Annotated in this window: 18 protein-coding genes and 1 pseudogene; 7 read left to right on the top strand and 12 right to left on the bottom strand. The window is 73.5% G+C overall.

Translation table 11 applies throughout. The features are described 5' to 3' along the window. Positions 1–6 precede the first annotated feature (6 nt). A complete protein-coding gene (gene proS / locus MICAU_RS06945) occupies positions 7–1,413 on the bottom strand; it encodes a proline--tRNA ligase (protein ID WP_013284585.1) in 1,407 nt (468 codons plus the stop codon). A gap of 199 nt (positions 1,414–1,612) precedes the next feature. On the opposite strand from proS, the gene MICAU_RS06940 reads away from it, so the two are divergent. Next, complete coding sequence (locus MICAU_RS06940; protein WP_013284583.1) at positions 1,613–2,206, top strand: TetR/AcrR family transcriptional regulator; 594 nt, start codon at positions 1,613–1,615, stop codon at positions 2,204–2,206. A gap of 19 nt (positions 2,207–2,225) precedes the next feature. Here MICAU_RS06940 and MICAU_RS06935 read toward each other — a convergent pair whose 3' ends face one another. The 8 genes from MICAU_RS06935 to ftsY form a co-directional block, all read right to left on the bottom strand. Beyond that, the gene (locus MICAU_RS06935) at positions 2,226–3,305 is read right to left on the bottom strand and encodes an amidohydrolase family protein (protein WP_013284582.1); all 1,080 of its coding nucleotides are present in this window, start codon (positions 3,303–3,305) and stop codon (positions 2,226–2,228) included. A gap of 18 nt (positions 3,306–3,323) precedes the next feature. Continuing rightward, positions 3,324–3,905 carry a Uma2 family endonuclease gene (locus tag MICAU_RS06930; RefSeq protein WP_013284581.1) on the bottom strand — a complete coding sequence of 194 codons (582 nt, stop codon included), beginning with the start codon at positions 3,903–3,905 and terminating at the stop codon, positions 3,324–3,326. 67 nt (positions 3,906–3,972) lie between these two features. Then, a complete protein-coding gene (gene ffh, locus MICAU_RS06925) occupies positions 3,973–5,526 on the bottom strand; it encodes a signal recognition particle protein (protein WP_013284580.1) in 1,554 nt (517 codons plus the stop codon). 114 nt (positions 5,527–5,640) lie between these two features. Further along, entirely contained in the window at positions 5,641–7,905 is a 2,265-nt protein-coding gene (locus tag MICAU_RS06920) for a [protein-PII] uridylyltransferase (protein ID WP_013284579.1), read from the bottom strand. A gap of 17 nt (positions 7,906–7,922) precedes the next feature. Next, the gene (locus MICAU_RS06915; protein WP_013284578.1) at positions 7,923–8,261 is read right to left on the bottom strand and encodes a P-II family nitrogen regulator; all 339 of its coding nucleotides are present in this window, start codon (positions 8,259–8,261) and stop codon (positions 7,923–7,925) included. A 25-nt stretch (positions 8,262–8,286) separates the two neighbouring features. Beyond that, positions 8,287–9,642, bottom strand: coding sequence for an ammonium transporter (locus MICAU_RS06910; RefSeq protein ID WP_013284577.1), 1,356 nt, complete (start codon positions 9,640–9,642; stop codon positions 8,287–8,289). Positions 9,643–9,808: 166 nt separating this feature from the next. Next, entirely contained in the window at positions 9,809–10,672 is an 864-nt protein-coding gene (locus tag MICAU_RS06905) for a phosphotransferase (RefSeq protein WP_174361701.1), read from the bottom strand. Between the two features lie 8 nt (positions 10,673–10,680). Continuing rightward, positions 10,681–11,871 (bottom strand): signal recognition particle-docking protein FtsY, encoded by a 1,191-nt coding sequence (ftsY, locus tag MICAU_RS06900; RefSeq protein WP_013284575.1) that lies wholly within the window; start codon positions 11,869–11,871, stop codon positions 10,681–10,683. Between the two features lie 146 nt (positions 11,872–12,017). On the opposite strand from ftsY, the gene MICAU_RS06895 reads away from it, so the two are divergent. The 5 genes and pseudogenes from MICAU_RS06895 to MICAU_RS31720 all read left to right on the top strand — a co-directional run bounded on the left by MICAU_RS06895 (position 12,018) and on the right by MICAU_RS31720 (position 16,826). Further along, complete coding sequence (locus MICAU_RS06895) at positions 12,018–13,730, top strand: alkaline phosphatase D family protein (RefSeq protein ID WP_013284574.1); 1,713 nt, start codon at positions 12,018–12,020, stop codon at positions 13,728–13,730. Between the two features lie 13 nt (positions 13,731–13,743). Further along, the gene (locus tag MICAU_RS06890; protein ID WP_013284573.1) at positions 13,744–14,169 is read left to right on the top strand and encodes a MarR family winged helix-turn-helix transcriptional regulator; all 426 of its coding nucleotides are present in this window, start codon (positions 13,744–13,746) and stop codon (positions 14,167–14,169) included. Positions 14,170–14,279: 110 nt separating this feature from the next. Beyond that, positions 14,280–15,869, top strand: a complete 1,590-nt coding sequence (locus MICAU_RS06885) for an MDR family MFS transporter (RefSeq protein WP_013284572.1) — start codon at positions 14,280–14,282, stop codon at positions 15,867–15,869. Between the two features lie 2 nt (positions 15,870–15,871). After that, a complete protein-coding gene (locus tag MICAU_RS06880) occupies positions 15,872–16,360 on the top strand; it encodes a universal stress protein (RefSeq protein ID WP_013284571.1) in 489 nt (162 codons plus the stop codon). A gap of 68 nt (positions 16,361–16,428) precedes the next feature. Beyond that, positions 16,429–16,826 (top strand): annotated as a pseudogene (locus MICAU_RS31720) (mycothiol transferase). Here MICAU_RS31720 and MICAU_RS06870 read toward each other — a convergent pair. After that, positions 16,813–17,802 (bottom strand): helix-turn-helix domain-containing protein, encoded by a 990-nt coding sequence (locus tag MICAU_RS06870; RefSeq protein WP_013284570.1) that lies wholly within the window; start codon positions 17,800–17,802, stop codon positions 16,813–16,815. The pseudogene MICAU_RS31720 and the gene MICAU_RS06870 overlap by 14 nt on opposite strands. Before the next feature lie 77 nt (positions 17,803–17,879). Here MICAU_RS06870 and MICAU_RS06865 point away from each other — a divergent pair, with 77 nt between their 5' ends. Continuing rightward, on the top strand, positions 17,880–18,815 hold the full coding sequence (locus tag MICAU_RS06865; RefSeq protein ID WP_013284569.1) for an SMP-30/gluconolactonase/LRE family protein: 936 nt from the start codon (positions 17,880–17,882) through the stop codon (positions 18,813–18,815). 39 nt (positions 18,816–18,854) lie between these two features. Here MICAU_RS06865 and MICAU_RS06860 read toward each other — a convergent pair whose 3' ends face one another. Beyond that, positions 18,855–19,475 carry an HAD-IA family hydrolase gene (locus MICAU_RS06860; RefSeq protein ID WP_013284568.1) on the bottom strand — a complete coding sequence of 207 codons (621 nt, stop codon included), beginning with the start codon at positions 19,473–19,475 and terminating at the stop codon, positions 18,855–18,857. Continuing rightward, entirely contained in the window at positions 19,472–23,071 is a 3,600-nt protein-coding gene (gene smc, locus MICAU_RS06855) for a chromosome segregation protein SMC (RefSeq protein WP_013284567.1), read from the bottom strand. The genes MICAU_RS06860 and smc overlap by 4 nt, the downstream gene beginning before the upstream one ends. Positions 23,072–23,083 lie beyond the last annotated feature (12 nt).

The following is a 23,083-nucleotide window of genomic DNA, read 5'->3' as shown; positions in this document are numbered from 1 at the left end:
ACACCCTCAGTAGGCGCGGGCGAGGATCGCCACCAGGTCGGGCTCGTCCTCCGAGTCCGGCACCGAGCCGTCGGCGCGTACCAGGCAGCGGACCGTCACGCCCTGAGCGTTCGCCTCGGCCTCGCCCTCGACGCCGACCGCCGACCACGGCACCCGGGCCCAGCCGGTGGCGGACGCCTCGATCGCCTCGGCCAGCGTCGACACCTCGACGGTGCGGGACCGGCGGAACTCCAGTGCCTGGTCGTGCAGCGCCTGCTGGTCGGCCTCCAGCGCGGCCAGGACCGCGCCGACCACGTCGGCCACCGGCGTCGGGGCCTTCGAGCCGTCCGTACGCCGGACCACCACCGCGTTGCCGGCGGCCAGGTCACGCGGGCCTACCTCGACGCGTACCGGGTAGCCGCGCAGCTCGGCGTCGACGGCGCGGCGGCCGAACGCGGTGTCGGTCCGGTCGTCGAGCGCCACCCGCACCCCGGCGTCACGCAGCGCGTCGTGAAGCTTTCGCGCCGCCTCCGCCACGCCCTCGCCGTCCTTGACGATCATCACGTACGCCTGGACCGGCGCCAGCTTCGGCGGCACCCGCAGCCCGTTGTCGTCGCCGTGGCACATGATCAGACCGCCGAGCATCCGGGTGGAGGTGCCCCAGGAGGTGGTCCACGCGTGCTCCCGGCCGCCCTCGGCCGAGGAGTAGCTGATGTCGAACGCCTTGGCGAAGTTCTGGCCCAGCTCGTGGCTGGTGCCCAGCTGGAGTGCCTTGCCGTCGCCCATCATGCCTTCGCACGTGTACGTGGCGGTGGCGCCGGCGAAGCGCTCCCGGGCGGTCTTCAGGCCGACCACCACCGGGATGCCGAGCACGTTGACCATCAGGTCCTCGTACGCCTCGTGCAGGATTCGCCGCGCGTAGGCGCGGGCGTCCTCACGGGTCGCGTGCGCGGTGTGCCCCTCCTGCCAGAGGAACTCGCTGGTACGCAGGAAGATCCGCGGGCGCAGCTCCCACCGGACCACGTTCGCCCACTGGTTGAGCAGCAGCGGCAGGTCACGGTACGAGTCGATCCACTTGGCCATGAACTCGCCGATGACCGTCTCGCTCGTGGGGCGCACCACCACCGGCTCGGCGAGCTGCTTGCCGCCACCGTGCGTGACGACTGCCAGCTCCGGCGAGAAGCCCTCGACGTGCTCGGCCTCCCGCTTGAGGTAGCTCTCCGGGATGAACAGCGGGAAGTACGCGTTCTCCGCGCCGGCCGCCTTGATCCGGGCGTCCATCTCGGCCTGCATCCGCTCCCAGATGGCGTAGCCGGCCGGTCGGATCACCATGGTCCCCCGGACCGGGCCGTTGTCGGCCAGCTTCGCCTTGGCGATCAGGTCCTGGTACCAGCGGGGAAAGTCCTCCGCACGGGGAGTGAGCACGCGTGCCATGACCACGCATCCTATGCGTCCCGTCACGGGTGGGCGCAGCCGGGCGCGCCCGCACTACCGTCTGCCGTCATGCTCTCCACCACCCCGGCGCCGGGGACGCACCACCTGACCTTCGCCGGCCACGACGGCGGGCGGTTCCGGGCCGAGGCGGAGTACGACCTCGAGGTGCGCTGAGCAGCGCCCGTAGACTTCGATCACCATGTCTAAGCCGAGGAACGTCACTCCGGTGCGCGAGACGATCGTCGACGCCGCCCGTTCGCTGACCGTCACGACCGGCTGGGCCGGGGTCCGGATGGGTGCCGTCGCCAGCGCCGCAGGGGTGAGCCGGCAGACGGTCTACAACGAGTTCGGCACCAAGGCGGGCCTGGGCGAGGCGCTGGCCCGGCACGAGGTGGACCGGTTCGTCGGCCAGGTCCGGTCGGCGCTCGACGAGCACGACTCCGACGTCCGCGCGGCAGCGTACGCGGCGATCCACCGCACGCTCGCCTCGGCCGCCGAGAACCCGCTGGTCCGGGCGGTGCTGACCAGTACCCGGGGCGGCTCGGAGGAGCTTCTGCCGTACCTGACCACCCGGTCCGAGCTGGTGCTCGCCGAGGCCGCGGCGGCGCTGCTGGAGTGGACCGGCGAGCGCCTGCCGGACGCCGATCCGGCGGCCCTCGCGTTCGCCGCGGACAGCGTCGTACGTCTGGTGGTGAGCCACATCGTGCTGCCCGGGGGCCCGGTCGACGAGACCGCCGACCGGCTGGCCGACCTGGCGGTGCGCCTGTTCCTGATGGCGGCGACCGCCCGCTAGACCCGTCGCCGTCGGCCGGTCAGCGGACGACCCGGCCGCGCAGCACGATCCGGCTGGGCGTCCGGACCACACGCAGGTCGCGGCGCGGGTCCTCGGGGTAGACCACCAGGTCGGCGAGGCCGCCCTCGACGAGCCCGGGGAAGCCGAGCCACTCCCGGGCCCGCCAGGAGGCGGCGGCGAGCACGTCCGTGGCCGACATGCCGGCCTGCTCGTGCAGCAGCAGCATCTCCTCGGCCGCCAGGCCGTGGTCGATGCCGCCGCCCGCGTCGGTGCCGACGTAGATCGGCACGCCCGCCTCGTGCGCGGCGCGCACCACCTCGGGGAAGCGGTCGCGCAGGGCGAGCATGTGGTCGGCGTACCCGGGGAACTTGGGGCGGGCCTGCTCGGCGATGTGGCCGAACGTCCGGATGTTGATCATCGTGGGGACCAGCGCGGTGCCCTGCCGGGCCATCAGGTCGATCAGGTCGAGGCTCAGCCCGGTGCCGTGCTCCACCGAGTCGACACCGGCCCGCACCATGATCTCCACGGCCGACTCGGAGAACGTGTGCACCGCGGCGCGTACCCCGGCGGCGTGCGCGGCGGCGACCGCCGCGGTCATGGTGTCGGCGTCCCAGGCCGGCGCCAGGTCGCCGACGCCCCTGTCGATCCAGTCGCCGACCAGCTTGACCCAGCCGTTGCCGGCCGCGGCCTGCGCGGCCACCGTCGCGGCGACCTCCGCCGCGCCGACCTCCACGCCGATGTCGCGCAGGTAGCGCTTGGGCGGTGCGACGTGCCGGCCCGCGCGGGCCAGCCGCGGCAGGTCCGGCTCGTCCTCCAGTTCGGGGTACGGGTACGGCGACCCGGCGTCCCGGATCGCCAGCACACCGGCGTCCCGGTCGATCCGGGCCAGTTCCCGCGCCTGGTCGAGAGAGGTGATCGGGCTGCCGCCGCGGGCGATGCCGATGTGGCAGTGCGCGTCGGTCAGGCCGGGCAGCACGAAGCCGCCGTCGGCCACCGTCTCGGCGCCGGGCACCGGTTCGAAGGTGACCCGGTCGCCGACCAGCCAGACGTCCCGGACCTCGTCGTCGGGAAGGAACACACCGCGCACGTGCAGAGCCATGTGCACAGTCCTACCCGATCAGTCCTCCTCGACGGCGAGCAGGTCGTTACGGCGCGCGGTCAGCGCCGGCAGATCGACCGAGACCTTCCACGGCCGCTCGGTGACGAACAGGTCCTCGGTGTGTGCCAGTTGCTCGTACTCGCGGGCGGCGCCGTCGAGCGTGTACTCGGTGAGTGCGATCCGCTCGTGCTGCGGATCCACCACCCAGTAGGAGCGGACCCCGGAGCGGGAGTAGACCTTCGCCTTGTCGTACAAATCGCGGAAGTGCGACGTCGGCGAGACGACCTCGACGGCGAGCAACGCGTCCTCGACCGGGACGGGCGACCGGCCGGCGTGCTTGCGCCGGATCACCACCACATCGGGGCGCGGCTCGTTGCGGCGGTCCACGCGCATGGACAGGTCGATGCTCACCAGGAACTCCGGCGGGCAGTTGACGCGCAGCGCGAGCAGCAACTCGACGCAGATCTCCTGGTGCAGGGCGGTGGGTGACGGCACGATCAACCTTCCGTTGATCAGTTCGTACGGAAGGTCCTTGGGCAGTTCGCCCAGGTCGTCGACCGTCCACTCGTGCCGCTCCGGCAGGATCGGGGCCGCGGTCATTGACATCTCCTTCCAGGGGGCGACATCACCCTAAGAGAGAGCGACGTCGCCCACCGTCACCGACACGCTAGCGGGGGCCCTTGTCGCCGCCCTTGCCGAGCTTGTTGAAGTCGATCTTCGGCAGCTTGAAGCCCGGCGGCAGGCCCTGCCCACCGGCCAGGTCACCCGGGTCCAGGCCCGGCGGGAGCTGCGGCATCCCGCCCGGGAAGCCGCCCGGCATGCCGGCGCCGGTACGCGGCCGCCCGCCGCCCTTCGTGCCCTTGCGCTTGTTCTTCGGCGACTTGGTCGCCTTGCGCCGGCCACCGCCGGGCAGGCCCATCATGCCGCCCATCTGCTTCATCATCTTCTGCGCGTCGGCGAAGCGGTTGAGCAGCTGGTTGACGTCCATGACGGTGACGCCGGAACCGCTGGCGATACGGGCCCGGCGGGAGCCGTTGATGATCTTCGGGGTGGTGCGCTCGGCCGGGGTCATCGACCGGATGATCGCGGTGACCCGGTCGAAGTGCTTGTCGTCCAACTCGGCGAGCTGGTCCTTCATCTGCCCCATGCCGGGCATCATGGCCAGCACGTTGGCGATCGGGCCCATCCGCCGGACCGCGATGAGCTGATCGAGGAAGTCCTCCAGCGTGAAGGTCTCCCCGCCCATCAGCTTGGCGGTCATCTTCTCCTTCTGATCGGTGTCGAAGGCCGCCTCGGCCTGCTCGATCAGAGTGAGGACGTCGCCCATGCCGAGGATCCGGCTGGCCATCCGGTCCGGGTGGAAGACGTCGAAGTCCTCCAGCTTCTCGCCGGTGGAGGCGAACAGGATCGGCTGGCCGGTCACCTCGCGGACGGAGAGCGCGGCGCCACCGCGGGCGTCGCCGTCGAGCTTGGACAGCACCACGCCGGTGATGCCGACGCCGTCGCGGAACGCCTCGGCGGTGCGCACCGCGTCCTGGCCGACCATGGCGTCGATGACGAAGATGACCTCGTCGGGCTGGACCGCGTCGCGGATGTTCGCGGCCTGCTGCATCATCTCGGTGTCGATACCGAGGCGGCCGGCGGTGTCGACGATGACGATGTCCCGGGCGGCGCGGCGGGCGTGCTCGATCGAGTCGCGGGCCACCTGCACCGGGTCGCCGACGCCGTTGCCGGGCGCCGGGGCGTACACCTCGACGCCGGCCCGGCCACCGAGCACCTGGAGCTGCCCGACGGCGTTGGGACGCTGGAGGTCGGCGGCGACGAGCAGCGGCTGGTGGCCCTGGCTCTTGAGCCAGCGGGCCAGCTTGCCGGCGAGCGTCGTCTTGCCGGAACCCTGAAGGCCGGCCAGCATGATCACGGTCGGCGGGTGCTTGGCGAACTGGAGCCGCCGCCCCTCGCCGCCGAGGATGTTGATCAGCTCCTCGTTGACGATCTTGACGATCTGCTGCGCCGGGTTGAGCGCCTGGGAGACCTCGGCGCCGCGCGCCCGCTCCTTGACGTTCGCGATGAAGCCCTTGACCACCGGCAGGGCGACGTCGGCCTCCAGCAACGCCATCCGGATCTCGCGCGCGGTGGCGTCGATGTCGGCGTCGGTGAGCCGGCCCTTGCCGCGGAGCTTGGTGAAGATCCCGGACAGGCGGTCACTCAAGGTGTCAAACACGCGAACATCCCGTTTGTCGTTTTCGGCGGGCACATGCTGCCGGGCCGGTGGTCCAGCCCACCGTTAGGGTAGCCCGCCGCTCATCCGCCCGCTCCGGCCCGGCGGCCCGTTCCACTACACGGCGGCCAGCACGGCGGCCTCGATCCGGGCCCGTTCCTCGTCCGACGGCCAGCCGCCGACCAGGTAGAACGCGTCCACCACGTCGCCGCCCAGCGTCGAGATCCGGGCCGCCCGCACCTGGGCGCCCGCGTCGTCCAGCGCGCAGGTGACCCGGTACAGCAGTCCGGCCGCGTCGGCGGCCCGCAGCTCCAGCAGGACCGCGTCGGTGGCCGCCTCCCGGTGCCAGACCACCCGTGGGGCGGCGCCCTGGCTGCGCGCGGCCAGGGCCCGGCCGCGCAGCCGCTGGATGACCGAGACGTCGCCGCCGACCGCGCGGCGCAGGTCGGCGCTGAGCGCGATCGGGTCCGGGGCCAGCCCGTAACGCGGCTGCACCCGGCACTCGACCAGGGCGCGGCCGTCGACGGTGGCGGCGTCCGCGGAGATCACCTCCAGGCGGTGCAGCGCCAGGCACCCGGCGACAGTCGCGAGCAGTCCGCGCCGGTCGGCGGCGGCCACCGACACCCGGTCCTCCCCCAGGTGTACGACAGGCAGCGGCCCGGCCACGAGTGCCGGGTCGGGGGCCGGCGGGGCGGGCACCACGCCGGTGTCCAGCGTGGTGCGCACCCGGCTCACCAGCTCGGCGATCAGCCGGCCCTTCCAGCCGGACCAGGCCGCCGGGCCGGTGGCGGCGGCGTCTGCGCGGACCAGGGCGTGCAGCAGTTCCAGCGTGCCGGTGTCGCCGACGCGCTCGGCGACCCCGGCGACGGTCTTCGGATCGGACAGGTCGCGCCGGGTGGCCACGTCGGGCAGCAGCAGGTGCAGCCGGACCAGCGTGCCGATCAGCGCCGCCTCGGCCGGCGGCAGCCCGATCCGGGTGGCGACCGCCTCGGCCGGCGGCGCGCCGACCACCGAGTGGTCACCGTCCAGCCCTTTGCCGATGTCGTGCAGGAACGCGCCGAGCAGCAGCAGGTCAGGTCGTTCCACGTCGCGGGTGTGCCGGCTCGCCTCGTACGCGGTCTGCACCAGGTGCCGGTCGAGCGTGAACCGGTGCACCGGGTTGTGCTGGGGCAGGCTGCGCATCCGGGTCCACTCGGGCAGCCAGCGGTCGATCAGCCCGTACCTGTCGCAGGTCTCCCAGGCGGGCACCAGGCCGGGACCGGCGCCGAGCAGGGTGATCAGCGCGGCGCGGGCCGCCGGTGGCCAGGGCGCGGGCAGCGGCGGACAGTACGCGGCCAGCCACTCGCAGGTGGCCCGCGCGATCGGCAGCCGGGTGGTGGCGGCAGCGGCGGCCACGCGCAGCGACAGGCTCGGGTCGGGGCGGGCCCCGATGGCGGTACGGGCGAGCACCAGCTCGCCGTCCTGCTCCACCACGTCCCGGGCGACCGGGCGGCGCAGCGGCCGGCCCGGCGCGGCGCGGTGCCGGCCGGAGCGGAGCCGGTCGGCGGCCCGCCAGGCGTCGTCGAGGGCGTGGCTCACCGTGCGGGCGTCGCCGGCCACCAGCCGCAGCAGCGCGTCGCCGTCCTCGGCGCCGAGCAGGCGCGCCACACCGTCGCGTTCCTGGGCGACCAGGCGGTCGACCCGGCGGCCCACCTGCTGGTGCAGCGCGTCGCGGGTGTCCAGCAGCCGCCGGTGTGCCGCGTGCACGGCGGGGCGGAGCGCGTCGGTGACCCCGGCGGTGGCGATGGCGCGCAGGATGCCCACGTCGCGCAGCCCGCCGGACGCCTCCTTGAGGTCGCCTTCGAGCAGGAACGCCAGTTCGCCGTGCGCCTCCCAGCGGGCGGAGGTGATCTCGCGCAGGCCGGGGAGCTGGCGGATCGCGGTCCGCCGCCAGTGGTCGGTGGCGGTACGGGAGAGCTGGTCGGTGAGCGCCGGGTCGCCCGCCACGTGCCGGGCGTCGAGCAGGCCGAGGGCGACCTTGACGTCGTCCTGGGCGACCGACAGCGCCTCGGCGACGGTGCGCACCGAGTGGTCCAGCCGCAGTCCGGCGTCCCAGATCGGATACCACAGCGACGCGGCCAGCTCGTCGATGCCGGGCACCCCGGCGTGCAGCAGCACCAGGTCGAGGTCGCCGTAGGGGGCGCACTGACGGCGGCCCAGCCCGCCCACCGCGACGAGCGCCACCCCGTCCCGGTCCGGGAAGGCCCGGCACAGCCAGGCGTCGAGCGCGTCGGCCCGCGCGGACCGGGCCGCCGCGCCGATCCCTGCGGGTACGCCGGCGACCTCGTTGACCACGGGCGCGCCGTCCCCGGTGGGGGCGGCGGCCGTGGTCAACGAGGTCACGTCGGCGGGTCCGGCGATCAGAGGGCGTCGAGCCCGCGCTCGCCGGTACGCACCCGGACGACCTCCTCGACGCCGGTCACCCAGACCTTGCCGTCGCCGATCTTGCCGGTCCGGGCGGCGCCGACGATCGCGTCCACGATCTTGTCGACGTCCATCTCGTCGGTGAGCACCTCGACCCGGATCTTGGGCAGGAACTCGACCGTGTACTCGGCACCCCGGTAGACCTCGGTGTGCCCCTTCTGCCGGCCGTAGCCCTGGACCTCGCTGACGGTCAGCCCGGCCACGCCGAGCGCGTGCAGAGCCTCCTTCACCGCGTCCAGCTGGTACGGCTTGATGACCGCGGTCACCAGCTTCATGTCCAACCCCTCCATCCCAGGAACGTTAACCGGCGACCTTCTCGCTGACCGGCGCGGACTCGTCGGTCTCGACAGCGGGCTCCGCGGCCGGCTTGCCGGCGCCGATCCCGGCCATCGCGAACGCGCCACCGCTGCTGCCCGTGGTGGGCGACAGGTCGTAGCCGCTCTCCGCGTGCTCGGCGATGTCGATGCCGTCGACCTCGGCCTCGGCGGAGACCCGCAGGCCGATCGTCTTGTCGATCACGAAGCCCAGGGCGAAGGCGACCACGAAGGAGTAGACGCTGACGATCAGCGCGCTGATCGCCTGCTTGCCGAGCAGCGACGCGTCGCCGCCGACGAACAGGCCGTCGGTCTCCACCAGCGAGCTGACCGAGGCGGTGCCGAACAGGCCGATCCAGAGGCAGCCGATCCAGCCGCCGACGAAGTGCACGCCCACCACGTCGAGCGAGTCGTCGTAGCCGAGCCGGTACTTCAGGCCGACCGCGAGGGCGCAGACCGCACCGGCCACCACGCCCAGCAGCACCGCTGCGGCCGGGGTGATGAACGCACAGGCCGGGGTGATCGCGACCAGACCGGCGATGGCGCCGGACGAGGCGCCGACCAGGGTCGGCTTGCCGTCGCGCAGCCACTCCACCACGATCCAGCCGAGCAGCGCGGCGGCGGTGGCGACCTGGGTGTTGATGAACGCCAGCGCGGTGACCCCGTCGGCGGTCAGCTCGGAACCGGCGTTGAAGCCGAACCAGCCGAACCACAGCAGCGCGGCGCCGAGGGCGACCATCGGGACGTTGTGCGGCTTCATGCTCTCGCGCGGCCAGCCGACCCGCTTGCCGAGCACCAGCACCAGCGCGAGCGCCGCCGCACCGGCGTTGATGTGCACAGCGGTACCACCGGCGAAGTCCAGCGCGCCGATGTCGCCGCCGATCAGCCCGCCGCCCCAGACCATGTGGGCGACCGGGAAGTAGACCAGGGTCGCCCAGCCGAACGCGAACAGCAGCCAGCCGGCGAACTTCACCCGGTCGGACAGCGCGCCGCTGATCAGCGCCACGGTGATGATCGCGAACATCATCTGGAAGGCGATGAAGACGTAGATCGGGATGCCGGTCTCGCCCCACAGGTCGTTCTCGCCGACGAAGGTCTTGGTGCCCAGGTACTGGCCCAGGTCACCCCAGAACCTGCCGCCCTCGCCGAAGGCGACGGTGAAGCCGTAGAAAAGCCACAGGATGCTGACGAGCCCGATGGACGAGAAGCTCATCATCATCATGTTCAGAACGCCCTTGGACCGGTTCAGGCCGCCGTAGAACAGCGCGAGACCGGGGGTCATGAGCAGCACGAGGGCAGTCGAGACAAGCAACCAGGCAGTGTTCCCGGTGTCGATCTCCACGCTGCCTCCTCTCGTTGTCGTATTCCTCCCTCCGACTGAGACCTGGCAGCATCGCCCGTCAGCCGGTTGCGCGGAAGCTTTGTCGCCGGCTGTTTCCTTCAGCGACACCGCGCGATTTCCGACGCGTGACGGGTTGTTTCCGGCGTGTGAAGAACGCCGATCTTGCTCAGCGCAGCGCGTACTCCAGCTGGTGCCGCTCGTAGTCGAGCAGCCGCAGGTCACGCATAGGCCGACGCAGGTGGCCCTTGTGGACGATCCGGACGAACGCCGGCTCACCGGCGGCGGCCATCCGCCGGATGCCCTCGACGTGGTCGACGATGCGCTTGCGGATGGTCCGGATGAGCCGGTGCCGGTCGCGCGGGATCAGCCCGTACGCGTCGGCGAACAGCCGCAGCCGGCGCGGCCGGTCCGGGTGCTTCCAGCCGAGCGTGATCGAGTCCCGGTCGGAGAAGATCGGCACCCAGGTCCAGGCGGCGTACGCCACGTCGTAGATGCGGGCGCCGGGCGAGGCGAGGTCGAAGTCGATCAGCCCGAGCGTGCCGTCCGGCCGCCAGATCACGTTGTGCGGCGCGGCGTCGTGGTGGCAGATGACCTCGGTGTCCGGCGGGGGCGGCCCGAACGAGCGCCAGACCGCGCCGGGCGGCGGGGTGAAGCCGTACTGCGCGTCGTGGAACATCCGCAGCATGGTGGCCACCGTGACCAGGGCCTCGTCGGTGACCCAGTGCGGGGCCAGCGGGTACTCCCCGCACTCCCCCTCCAGGTACGACAGGACCTCCCGGTTGCGCTCGTCCATGCCGAGCGCCCGGGGCGCGCCGGTGAATCCGACGTACTCCAGGTGGCGCAGCAGCGCGTGCACGGAGGGCGTCCACGGGCCGGCGTTGCGCCGGACCGTGTCTCCCACACGGACCACGGTGCTCACGTTCCCGCCGTGCAGCGGGATCTCCTGCGAAGTCACGTACGGTCTCCCGAGGCGTGGCGACGGGTGGCTGGGGTCGCGCCACCCCGCGTAGGCGCGATCGTCAGTCGTCACGGGAGAGGCTACGCGTCCCGGGCGAGCGGCTCGGTGCCGAGCAACGCGTCGACGAACTGTGCCGGGTCGAACGGGGCCAGGTCGTCCTTGCCCTCGCCGAGGCCGACGAGCTTGACCGGGATGCCGAGCTTGCGCTGCACGGCGATCACGATGCCGCCCTTGGCGGTGCCGTCGAGCTTGGTCAGCACCACGCCGGTGACGTTGACCGCCTCGGTGAAGACCCGTGCCTGCTCCAGCCCGTTCTGGCCGGTGGTGGCGTCGAGGATCAGCAGCGTCTCGTCGATCGGGCCGTGCTTCTCCACGACCCGCTTGACCTTGCCCAGCTCGTCCATCAGGCCGATCTTGTTCTGGAGCCGGCCGGCGGTGTCGATGAGCACGGTGTCGACGCCGGTGTCGATGCCGCGCTTGACCGCGTCGAACGCGACGCTGGCCGGGTCGGCGGCCTCGGGCCCGCGGACCGTCTCGGCGCCCACCCGGCCGCCCCAGGTCTCCAGCTGGTCGGCGGCGGCGGCCCGGAACGTGTCGGCCGCGCCGAGCAGCACGCTGCGGCCGTCCGCGACGAGCACCCGGGCGATCTTGCCGCAGGTGGTGGTCTTGCCGGCGCCGTTGACGCCGACCACGAGCACCACCGCCGGGACGCCCTCCTTCGGCGCGGTGCGCAGCGAGCGGTCCAGGCCCGGGTCGAGCGCGTTCACCAGCTCGGCGGCGAGCAGCGCCCGCAGCTCCTCCCCGGTCCGGGTGCCGAGCACCCGGGTCCGCTCGCGCAGCCGGTCGACGATCTCCCGGGTGGCGTCGATGCCGACGTCGGCGGTGATCAGGCTGTCCTCGATCTCCTCCCAGGTGTCCTCGTCCAGCCGGTCGCGGCTGAGCAGGCCGAGCAGGCCCTTGCCGAAGACGTTCTGCGAGCGGGACAGCCGGGAGCGCAGCCGGACCAGCCGGCCGGCGGTCGGCTCCGGCACCTCGACCTGCGGCACCTCGACCGGAGGGGCCGGCGGCGCCTCCACCACCACACCGGTGGTGAGTTCCGCCTCGGGGGCCTCGACCGGCGGGCCGGCCAGGTCCTCCTCCGTCCGGGTGTCGACCTCCGTGCGCGGCAGCGGCGGCTGCGGGCGCCGGCGCAGCCGGGGCACCACGAGGCTCAGGCCGCCGATGATCAGCACGCCGAGCAGGGCGAGAGCGACGAGGAGGTATTCCGTCATGCCCGAAATCCTGTCAGATGCCGACGACCGCGTCCCACTCACCGCCTCGGCACGCGAACAACCTGCGGGTACGCTCGCACCGGAAGGCGTACCGCAACCGCCGGCCGGGTAGGGAACAGCCGAAACGATCTTGTCGGAGGTGTGTCGTGCCCGGTTCCCGCCTGCTCATCGGCCCGTTGCTGCGCCGGGTCGTCGACACGCGGGCGACCGTCTGGGTGGAGACCAGTTCGCCCGCCGTGGTCACCGTCCGCACTGCGGACGGCGCCACCGGCAGTGCACCCACCTTCTCCGCGTACGACCACCACTACGCGATCGTCGTGGTGAGCGGGCTCACCCCGGACAGCGCCACGACGTACGAGGTGCTGATCGACGACGAGGTGGCGTGGCCGCTGCCCGACTCGTCGTTCCCACCCAGCGTGATCCGCACCCGCGCGCTCGACGACGCCGACCAGCCGGTGCGGCTGCTGTTCGGCTCGTGCCGGGAGACCACCCAGCACTCCACCGCGCGGAAGCTGCCGCCTGACGCGCTGGACGCGTACGCCCGCCGGGTGATGGCCGCGCCCGACGAGGCCGTGCTGCCCGACCTGCTGGTGCTGCTCGGCGACCAGGTGTACGCGGACGAGACCTCGCCGACCGTGCGGCGGCTGCTCAAGCGGCGCCGGCGGCGGCCGAAGGACGCCCCGGCGACGCAGGTGGTGAGCTTCGACGAGTACACCAAGCTCTACCTGGAGTCGTGGCGCGACCCGGAGATCCGCTGGCTGTTCTCCACCGTGCCGAGCGTGATGATCTTCGACGACCACGAGGTGATCGACGACTGGAACACCTCGCAGTCGTGGCGCGCGGACATGCGCGAGCAGCCGTGGTGGGCCGAGCGGATCCGCAGCGGCCTCGCCTCCTACTGGGTCTACCAGCACCTGGGCAACCTCAGCCCGGACGAGATCGCCGCCGACCCGGTGTACGCGAAGGTGGTCGCCGCCGAGGACGCCACCGGCGTGCTGCACGAGTTCGGCGAGCGGGTCGACAAGGAGGCCGACCTGGCGCACGACACCGAGCGCTGGCGGGCCGTGCAGTACCAGTGGAGCTACGCGCTGGACCTGGGCCGCACCCGCCTGGTCATGCTGGACAACCGGTCCAGCCGGGTGCTCCTGCCGGGCAACCGGGCGATGCTGCCGCCGGGCGAGTGGTCGTGGTTCCTCGATCAGGCGCACGGCACCTACGACCATCTGGTGGTGGGCAGCTCGCTGCCGTGGCTGCTACCGCCGGGCATCCACCACGTCGAGGCGTGGAACGAGCGCCTGGCCGACTCCGGCCGCCCCTGGGTGGCCCGGCTCTCCGAGCAGATCCGCCGGGCACTGGACCTGGAGCACTGGGGGGCGTTCCGGCGCTCGTTCGAGGCGCTGGGCGAGCTGTTCGCGCGGCTGGGCAGCGGCACCGCGCCGCGCACCGGGGCACGGGTGGGCGCCGGGCCGGCGTACGCGCGACCGGCGTCGATCAGCGTGCTCTCCGGTGACGTGCACCACTCGTACGTGGCCCGGGCCCGGTTCGCCGACCGTAACGTCCGTACGCCCGTGCACCAGCTCACGTGTTCGCCGATCCACAACCAGGTGCCGGCCGCGATGCGCCCGCTGATGACGCTGGGCTGGAATCCCGGCCCGGCCGGGGCGACCCGGGCGCTGGCGCGCTCGGCCGGCGTACGCCGCCCGCCGGTGCGCTGGCGGAAGCTGGCCGGGCCCTACTTCGGGAACGCGGTGGCCACGCTCACGCACCAGGGCCGCAGGGCCGCCGTGGTGATCGAGGGGACGACGAGCGAGGGCGAGCTGCGGCCGGTGGCGCGACAGCAACTCAGCGACGAGGACTGAGTACCCTCTGAGCGTGGACGAGACGCTGCGCGCCGTGGAGCACGAGTTGACCGCGTTGCTGCGCCGCGGCCGGGCGCTGTCCTGGGAGATCGCCCGCGAGGTCCACCCGAACCTGGAGCCCAACGCGTACGGCCTGCTCCTCTGGCTGCGCCGCTCCGGGTCGATCCGGCTCACCGACCTGGCCGCGAAGCTGGGGATCGGCAAGGGCACGCTGAGCCGCCAGATCGGCGGGCTGGAGGCGCTGGGTCTGGTCCGCCGCGACCCGGACCCGACCGATCGGCGGGCGGCCCAGCTCAGCCTCACCGAGGAGGGCACCCGGCGGTTCGACGCGGCCCGGGCGGCGCGACTCGGACAGATAAGGCGTTCGCTCGAAAGCTGGCCGAAAGAGGACGTGGCGGACCTCGCCCGGCTGATGCACCGCTTCAACGAGTCGTTCTGAGCCCGCCGGCAGGGGGAACAATCAGCGCCCGGCCCGAGTTGTTGCTCAAGGCAACGGCTTCTACGGTTGCCCGAGGCAACCTTTCTCCCCCGCTCCGGAGGCACTCCACGATGACTCAGGCGACTGCGCCCGCACGGGCGACCGCCGTCGACATGTCCCACCGGCAGATCCTGGAGGCGCTCTCCGGCCTGCTGCTGGGCATGTTCGTCGCGATCCTCTCCTCCACGGTCGTCTCCAACGCGCTGCCGCGGATCATCACCGACCTGCGCGGCGGTCAGTCCGCGTACACCTGGGTGGTCACCTCGACGCTGCTGGCGACCACCGCGACCACGCCCATCTGGGGCAAGCTCTCCGACCTGTTCAGCAAGAAGCTGCTGGTCCAGCTCTCCCTGGTGGTCTTCGTGCTGGGCTCGGTGCTCGCCGGGCAGGCCCAGACCACCGGCGAGCTGATCGCCTGCCGGGTGGTGCAGGGCGTCGGCGCGGGCGGCCTCACCGCCCTCGCCCAGGTGATCATGGCGACGATGATCGCGCCGCGCGAGCGCGGCCGGTACAGCGGCTACCTCGGCGCGGTCATGGCCGTCGGCACCATCGGCGGCCCGCTCATCGGCGGCGTCATCGTGGACACCTCCTGGCTCGGCTGGCGCTGGTGCTTCTACGTCGGCGTGCCGTTCGCCGTGCTCGCCCTGATCGTGCTCCAGCGAACGCTGCGGCTACCAGTGGTCAAGCGCGAGGTGAAGATCGACTGGTGGGGCGCCACGCTCATCACCGCCGCCGTCTCGCTGCTGCTGGTCTGGATCACCCTGGCCGGTGACCGGTACGACTGGATCTCCTGGCAGAGCGGTGTGATGGTGGCCGGCGCGGCGCTGCTCGGCGCGCTCGCGGCCCGGGTCGAGAAGCGTGCCGCCGACCCGATGATCCCGCCGCACCTGTTCCGCAACCGCACCATCACGCTCGCCGTGATCGCCAGCATCGCGGTCGGCGTCGGCATGTTCGGCGCCTCGGTGTTCCTCGGGCAGTACTTCCAGATCAGCCGCGGCGCCAGCCCGACCATGTCCGGCCTGATGACGCTGCCCATGATCGGCGGCCTGCTGGTCTCCTCGACAGTGGTCGGCCGGATCATCACCAGCACCGGCCGCTGGAAGAGCTGGCTGGTCATCGGCTCGGTGCTGCTCACCGCCGGCTTCGCGCTGATGGGCACCATGCGCGCCGACACCCCGTACTGGCACCTCGCGGTCTTCATGGCGCTGATCGGCCTCGGCGTCGGCATGTCCATGCAGAACCTGGTGCTGGCCGTGCAGAACACGGTCCGCCCGGACGAGCTCGGCGCGGCCAGCTCGGTGGTGGCGTTCTTCCGCAGCCTCGGCGGCGCGATCGGCGTGAGCGCGCTCGGCGCCGTGCTCGGCCACCGGGTCACCGGCTACATGGCCGACGGCCTGAGCCGCCTCGGCATCCCGGCCTCCGGGCCGGGCGGCGGCGGTCTGCCGGACGTACACACGCTCCCCGGCCCGATCCGCACAGTGGTCGAGGCCGCGTACGGGCACGCCGCGGGTGACATCTTCCTGGCCGCCGCCCCGTTCGGGCTGCTCGCCCTCGTCGCGGTGGTCCTCATCCGGGAGGTGCCGCTGCGCCGCTCCAACGCCGAGCCGGTCCCCGCCGGGCGGGAGACGGCCGAGGCGGTCCCCGCCGGAACGAAGGACTGACGATGGACGCCGCGGAGCGCGAGCGGTACGGCCCGCAGACCCGGCCGCTCCCCTACGAACGGGGTACGGACGGGCCACGGGTCGTGCTCGTCGGCGTGGACGGCAGCCGCACCTCGATGCGCGCCGCCGCGTACGCCGCCGGCCTGGCCCGGCGGCAGGGCGCCACGCTGGTGGCGGTGTTCGTCAGCTCGCCGGCCTCGTACAGCGCGATGCTCTCCGGCGTGGTGGCCGGGGCGGTCCAGCAGACCCACGACGAGCTGGCCGACGAGCTGCGTGCCGAGTGCCGGCGCGGGGCCGAGGAACTGGACCTGCCGGTGACGTTCCTGTGCCGGCGCGGCGACGCCTACACCGAGCTGTGCCGGGCCGCCGACGAGCACCGGGCCGACATGGTGGTGGTCGGCTCCTCGGAGCAGGCCGGGCACAAGCTGGTCGGCTCGGTCGCCACCCGGCTCGTGCGCACCGGCCGCTGGCCGGTCGTCGTGGTCCCCTGAGGGTGTAAGGAAGGGCCCCCTGTTAACGCCTCGCGTTGTACAGGGGGCCCCTCTTAACATCTGCGCCCATGACCTGGACCGCACCCGAGATCGACCGCCGCCACGAGCCCTACGTCGCCGACGAGCGCACCATGCTCGAAGGCTGGCTCGACCACCACCGCGACACCCTGGTGCACCCGGCCTCTACGACGACCAGGAAGACCCGGACGCCGACCTGAACGCGGTCGCCGACGCCGACCCGGAGCAGACCTTCGCCACCTACCTCGCCGAGGTCGCCGCCGCCCGGCAGGCCGCCGCCACCCTCTCCCTGGATCAGACCTTCCGGCGCCCCCGCCGGGACGGCACCGCCGAGACTCGGACGATGAGCGTCCGCTGGGTCTACATGCACATGATCGAGGAGTACGCCCGGCACAACGGCCACGCCGACCTGATCCGCGAGCGTATCGACGGCGTCACCGGGGCCTGACCCCTGCCGGGCCGCCCGCCCGCAGCACCTGCTCGCCCAGCGGGGTGAGGCAGTGCCGCACCCCCGCGCCGTCCCGCCGCGTGGTGATCAACCCGGCGGCCCGCAGGGTCGCCGCGTGCTCGCTGGCGGTGGCCGCGGAGACGCCGACCCGGCGGGCCAGCTGGGAGGTGCCGGGAGCGTCGGCGGTCGCCGCCAGCACGGCCGCCCGGGTCCGCCCGAGCAGGTCGGCCAGTGGCGCCCCGGCCCCCAGCTCACGCCGCCCCGGCCGGATCGGGTAGACCAGCACCAGCGGGCCGCCCGGGTCCGCCAGCAGGTAGGGCTGCGGGGCGAGATGACAGGGCAGCAGGGTCAGGCCCCGGCCGCCCGCGGCCACCTCGACATCGTCGGCGACCGCGCACCGGTAGGACAGCGCGTAGTGCTCCCCCGTCTCGGCCCAGGCCAGGTACGGGCTGAGATCGCGCAACACCCGGTCGAGGCCGCCGGCCGCCAGCGTGTGGCCGCGTACCGCCCGGTCGGCCCGTACCGCGCCCTCGATCTCCGACCAGTAGGGCGCGAGCGCCACGCCGTGGAAGGCGCGCATCGCGGCCCGCAGCCGGGCCCGGGCGGCGGGCTCCCCGGCGGCCAGCGGCGCCACCCGGGCGGGCAGCGCGCCGGACGCCACCAGCGGGCCCAGCTCGGCGGCGAGCACCTCGTCCGGGGTGTCGGCGACCCGGTCCAGCAGGGCGTCGAGGCCGCCGTCGAACACCGGCGGGGTCACCAGGTCCGGCACCAGGTACGGCGTCCGGCACAGGTCCAGGTAGGAACGCATCTCGGGGCGCAACGCCGCCCGGGTCCGGGTCCGCCACCCGGCGAGGTGCTCCGGCACGTCGGCCAGGACCAGCCGCTGGGCGGCCATCGCCAGCTCGACCAGCACCGCCGGTTCGGACCGCAGGACGGTGCGGCTCAGGTCGGCGGCGTTGAGTCGCAGGGTGGTCACCGGCGAACGGTAGCCACCTTTCGGCCCGTGCCGAAAGGGGCTCCCGGGCGGGCCGGCGCCGCCGGACGCTGCGTGGCGTGAAGACACTCCCCGCGGCGGCCGCCGCGGTCCTGACGGCGGTGACCGTCGGCGTACCCCGGCCCGCCCCCACCGACGTCCATCCCGACACCTACGTCGTCTCCCGCGCGCCCGGCGTGCTGCCCGAAGGGCTCGCGGTAACCGCCAGCGGCACGATGTACGTCACGAGTTCGGCCACCGGCGCGGTCTACCGGGGCGACACCCGCCGGGCCGGGCTGCGCCCGTTCCTCGCCCCCGGCGCCGACGGCCGGACCAGCGCCGCCGGGGTCCGGGTGGACCGCCGGGGCCGCGTCCTCGTCGCCGGCTGGACCACCGGCACGCTCTTCGTGTACGCGCCGGACGGCACCCTGCTGGCCCGCCGCGCCGCCGCACCCGGCGCGGCCCTCAACGACCTGGCGGTCACCGAAGACGCCGTCTACGTCACGGACTCCGCCACCGGCACCGTGTGGCGGGCCGGGCTCACCGGCGGGCGCGTCGGCGCCCTGGTCCCCTGGGTGGGTCCGGACGACTTCCCGGCCGTCCCGGTCTTCCTCAACGGCATCGTGGTCGACCCGTCAGGCCGGGTCGCCCTCGTCGCGGAGCAGGGCGGCGAGCGCCTGTTCCGGGTCGACCTCGCCGACCGGTCCGTGACCGAGGTCGAGGTGAGCGGTGGCCGGATGGGCGCGGACGGCCTGCTGCTGGAGGGGGACCGGCTCTACGGCGTGGTCAACGAACCGGACGGCGCCGGCGGCACCCGGTTCCTGGTGAACCTGGCCCGGCTCGACCAGGAACTACGTACCGCCCAGGTGGTCGACCGGTCCCGCCCGGTCGGCATCCAGCGGTCGCCCACCTCGGTGGCGCGCGACGCCGGCCGACTGCTCTGGGTGGACAGCCAGCTCTTCGCGACCACGCCCGCCCCGCCGTTCACTGTCACCGAGGTGCCGGGCCTGCGGTGAGCGGCGCACGAGCCGGGCGGGACACGGGGCCCGTCCGGCTCAGTACGCCAGCGCCGCCCGCAGGTACCGCAGGTCGGCCGGGCCGCTCCAGCGGTGCGCGGACAGACCAGCCACCCGGGCGCCGGCCACCGCGCGGTCCTCGTCGTCGACGAACAGCACCCGCCCCGGCGGCGTCTCCAGCGCCTCGCAGGCGGCCTGGAAGTACTCCTTCGCCGGCTTGTGCACCCCGACGACCGAGGAGTTGACGATCACGTCCAGCTCCCCGGTCAGGCCCAGCGCGGCCAGGTCGGCGTCGAGCAGGTCGGTCGCGTTGGTGCCCAGCCCCACCCGTACGCCGGCGGCCCGCACCTCGCGGACGAACGCCAGCACGTCCGGGTCGACCTCGCCGCGGTAGCTCTGCCACTGGTCCACCGCCGCCCGGGCCCGCTCCGGGTCGCCGATCGTCGGGGTCAGCGCGTCGGCCACGCTCGCCATCCACTTCGCGTGGCTGACCTGGCCGGTGAGCACCGGCTGGAGCAGCCCCCAGGACATCGCGATCTCACCGAGGACGCCCTCGGGCAGCCCGTACTCCCGCTCGACACCGGCGGCCACCGCCGGATCCCAGCGGCGCAGCACGCCGTCGAAGTCCACCAGGAGCGCCGTGGCGCGTTCCCGACTCACTCGTCTGTCACCTGTTCCTCGTCGTCGGCCCGGTTGAGCCGCTGGCTGATCACCTGGGTCACACCGGCGCGCATTGTCACTCCGTAGAGCGCATCGGCGATCTCCATGGTCCGCTTCTGGTGCGTGATCACGATGAGCTGGCTCTTCTCCCGCAACTGCGCCAGCAGTGTGATCAGGCGGCCCAGGTTCACGTCGTCGAGCGCCGCCTCCACCTCGTCCATGATGTAGAACGGGCTGGGCCGGGCGCGGAAGATCGCCACGAGCATCGCCACCGCGGTCAGCGACCGCTCCCCGCCGGAGAGCAGCGAGAGCCGCTTGATCTTCTTGCCCGGCGGCCGGGCCTCGACCTCGACACCGGTGGTGAGCAGGTCCTCCGGGTCGGTGAGCACGAGCCGGCCCTCGCCGCCGGGGAACAGCACGGTGAAGACCTGCTCGAACTCCCGTGCGGTGTCTTCGAACGCGCTGGCGAAGACCTCCAGGATCCGGTCGTCCACGTCCTTGACCACGGTGAGCAGGTCACGCCGGGTGGCCTTGAGGTCCTCCAGCTGCTCGGAGAGGAACTTGAAGCGCTCCTCCAGCGCCGCGAACTCCTCCAGCGCGAGCGGGTTCACCTTGCCCAGCAGGGCCAGCTCCCGCTCCGCCTTGGCGGCCCGCTTCTCCTGCACCGGCCGCTCGTAGCGGACCGGCTCGGGCACCGGCCGGCCCTCCTTCTCGGCGAGCGCCACGTCCGCGTCGGTGGGCGGGACCAGCCGGTCCGGGCCGTACTCGGCGACGAGCGTGGGCACGTCCAGCCCGAAGTCCTCGGCGGCCTTGGCCTCCAGCTGCTCGATGCGCATCCGCTGCTCGGCGCGGGCCACCTCGTCGCGGTGCACCTGGCTGGTGAGCCGTTCCAGCTCGGCGGCGAGGCGCTTGGCCGCGCCGCGTACCTCGGACAGCTCGGCCTCGCGGGCGGCGCGCTCGCGGGCGACGGCGTCGCGGTGCTCCTCGGCCCGGGCGATGGAGACGGTGAGCCGGGTGAGCGCCTCCCGGGCGCCGCCGACCACGGCCCGGGCGATCTGGGCGCCGCGGGTGCGGGCCGCGCGCCGGGCCGCCGCGCGCTCCCGCGCCGCCCGTTCGGCGGTGGCCTGCCGGGCCAGCGAGTCGGCCCGCCCGGCGATCGAGGCCACCCGCTCCTCGGCGGTACGCACCGCGAGCCGTACCTCCATCTCGTTCTGCCGTGCCTGCGGCACCATGGCGGCGAGCTGGTCACGCTCCTCGGTGGAGGGTTCGGCGTCGAGCGGGGTGGCCTCGGCCAGCCGCAGCCGTTCCTCCAGCTCGGCGAGCGCCGCGAGGTCCCGCTCCCGGGCCGCCTCGGCGCGTGCCCGGGACTCGCCGAGCCGGTCGGTCTCCGCCTTGGCCGAGCGGGCTGCGGCGCCCAGTTCGGCGAGGCGGCGCGCGGCGGCGTTGCGGTGGCTCTCCGCCTCCCGCTTGGCGGCAGCGGCGTGCTGCACCGCCTCCTTGGCGGCGGCCACCTCGGCGCGCGCCTCGGCGAGCTGTTCGCGCAGCTCGGCGGCGGTGCGTTCGGCGGTGGCCCGGTTGGCCCGCGCCTCCTCGACGGCGGCCTGCACCTCGATGAAGCTGGGCGCCTTGGCCGACCCGCCCGCCGCCGCGTACGCCCCGACCACGTCGCCGTCGGGCGTGACAGCGCGCAGCTCCGGATTCGCGGCGACGAGCGCGGACGCGGCGGCCAGGTCGTCGACGAGCGCCACGTCGCGCAACGCCCGGTGCACGGCCGGGCGGATCGCGGGCGAGCACTCCACCAGGTCGGGGGCCCAGCGGGCGCCCTCGGGCAGCTTCGGGCGCAACGCGTCGGCGGGCCCGTCCATGCCCGGCCCGGCGGGGCTGCCGACCAGCAGCCCGGCCCGGCCGGCGTCGGAGATCTTGAGCAGCCGCATCGCCTCGACCGCTTCGTCCACACCGCTGACCGCCACCGCGTCGGCCAGGCCGCCCAGCGCGGCGGCGAGCGCCGCCTCGTCACCGGGGGCGACGGTGAGCAGCCCGGCGAGGCTGCCGAGCAGCCCTGGCACCTGGTCGGCGCGGGCCAGCAGCTCCCCTGCGCCGTCCTTGCGGCGCAGCCCCATGGCGAGCGCCTCCTCGCGGGCCTTCCAGGTGGCGGCGTCCTTCTCGGCGGCGCGCTCCCCGTCGGCCAGGCTGCGCACCGCCGCCTGGGCCCGCTCGTGGACGGCCACCGCCTCGTCGTGCCGGGCGTCCAGGTCGGCGTTGTCCCGGTCCGCCTCGGTCGACTGCTCGGCGACCGCGTCCAGGTCGGCCTGCGCCTTCTCGGCGCGGCCCATCGCGTCGGTGTGCGCGGCGGCGAGCCGTTCGATCTCCTCGCCGGCGCTCGTGGTCCGCGCCCGGGCGGAGTTGACCTGGCCGGTCAGGCGGGCCAGCCCCTCCCGCCGGTCGGCGATCGCCTTGGCCGCGGCGACCAGTTCCCGTTCGGCGGCGGCGAGCTGCCGTTCCAGCTCCTGGCGGTGCTCGACCGCCTCGGCCAGCCGGATCTGGTCCTCGGTGAGCGCCGCGCGCAGTTCCTCCTCCTGCTCGCGGACCCGCCGCGACTCCGCCTCCAGCTGCTCGGGGTCGCGCCCGGGGCGCTCGTCGTCGCCGGCGGCGCTGAGGTGACGCAGCCGCTCCCGGGCCAGTTGCTCGATCGAGCGGAACCGCTCCTGGAGCGCGGAGAGGCGGTACCAGGTGTCCTGCGCCGCGGCGAGCAGCGGCGCGTCCTCGGCCAGCGCCGCCTCCAGCTCGCCGAGGCGGCCCTGCACCTCGCCGTGCTCGGCCTCGATCAGCTCGCGCCGCTCGCGCAGCGCGGTCTCGTCGGCGATCTCCTTGTCCAGTGTGGTCCGCAGCGTGTGCAGGTCGTCGGCGAGCAGCCGCAGCCGGGCGTCGCGCAGGTTGGCCTGGATGCCGGCGGCGCGGCGGGCCACCTCGGCCTGCCGGCCCAGCGGCTTGAGCTGGCGGCGCAGCTCGGCGGTGAGGTCGGTCAGGCGGTTGAGGTTGGTCTGCATCGCGTCGAGCTTCCGCAGCGCCTTCTCCTTGCGCTTGCGGTGCTTGAGGACGCCCGCCGCCTCCTCGATGAACGCCCGCCGGTCCTCCGGCTTGGCGTGCAGCATGCCGTCGAGCCGGCCCTGCCCGACGATGATGTGCATCTCGCGGCCGATGCCCGAGTCGGACAGCAGCTCCTGGATGTCGAGCAGGCGGCAGGAGTCGCCGTTGATCTCGTACTCGCTCTCGCCGGAGCGGAACATCCGGCGGGTGATGGAGACCTCAGTGTACTCGATCGGCAGCGCGCCGTCGGTGTTGTCGATGGTGAGGGTGACCTCGGCCCGGCCCAGCGGCGCCCGTCCGGCGGTGCCGGCGAAGATGACGTCCTCCATCTTGCCGCCGCGCAGCGCCTTGGCGCCCTGCTCGCCGAGCACCCAGGCGATGGCGTCGACGACGTTGGACTTGCCGGAGCCGTTCGGGCCCACCACGCAGGTGATCCCGGGCTCCAGCTTCAACGTCGTGGCGGAGGCGAAGGACTTGAAGCCCTTCACCGTCAGGCTCTTGAGATGCACCTTCTCGATCCT

This window comes from Micromonospora aurantiaca ATCC 27029 (assembly GCF_000145235.1).
Classification (GTDB): Bacteria; Actinomycetota; Actinomycetes; order Mycobacteriales; family Micromonosporaceae; genus Micromonospora; species Micromonospora aurantiaca.
Note: the sequence above shows the minus strand (reverse complement) of the source record. Positions and strands in the feature narration are given on the sequence as shown.

Coding starts and splice junctions, on each gene's coding strand:
- MICAU_RS06930 (WP_013284581.1), bottom strand. CDS start 3,905: ATGACCGCGGCCCCGATCCTGCCGGAGCGGCACGAGTGGACGGTCGAC.
- MICAU_RS06915 (WP_013284578.1), bottom strand. CDS start 8,261: ATGAAGCTGGTGACCGCGGTCATCAAGCCGTACCAGCTGGACGCGGTG.
- proS (WP_013284585.1), bottom strand. CDS start 1,413: ATGGCACGCGTGCTCACTCCCCGTGCGGAGGACTTTCCCCGCTGGTAC.
- MICAU_RS06885 (WP_013284572.1), top strand. CDS start 14,280: ATGACTCAGGCGACTGCGCCCGCACGGGCGACCGCCGTCGACATGTCC.
- MICAU_RS06940 (WP_013284583.1), top strand. CDS start 1,613: ATGTCTAAGCCGAGGAACGTCACTCCGGTGCGCGAGACGATCGTCGAC.
- ftsY (WP_013284575.1), bottom strand. CDS start 11,871: ATGACGGAATACCTCCTCGTCGCTCTCGCCCTGCTCGGCGTGCTGATC.
- MICAU_RS06880 (WP_013284571.1), top strand. CDS start 15,872: ATGGACGCCGCGGAGCGCGAGCGGTACGGCCCGCAGACCCGGCCGCTC.
- MICAU_RS06935 (WP_013284582.1), bottom strand. CDS start 3,305: ATGGCTCTGCACGTGCGCGGTGTGTTCCTTCCCGACGACGAGGTCCGG.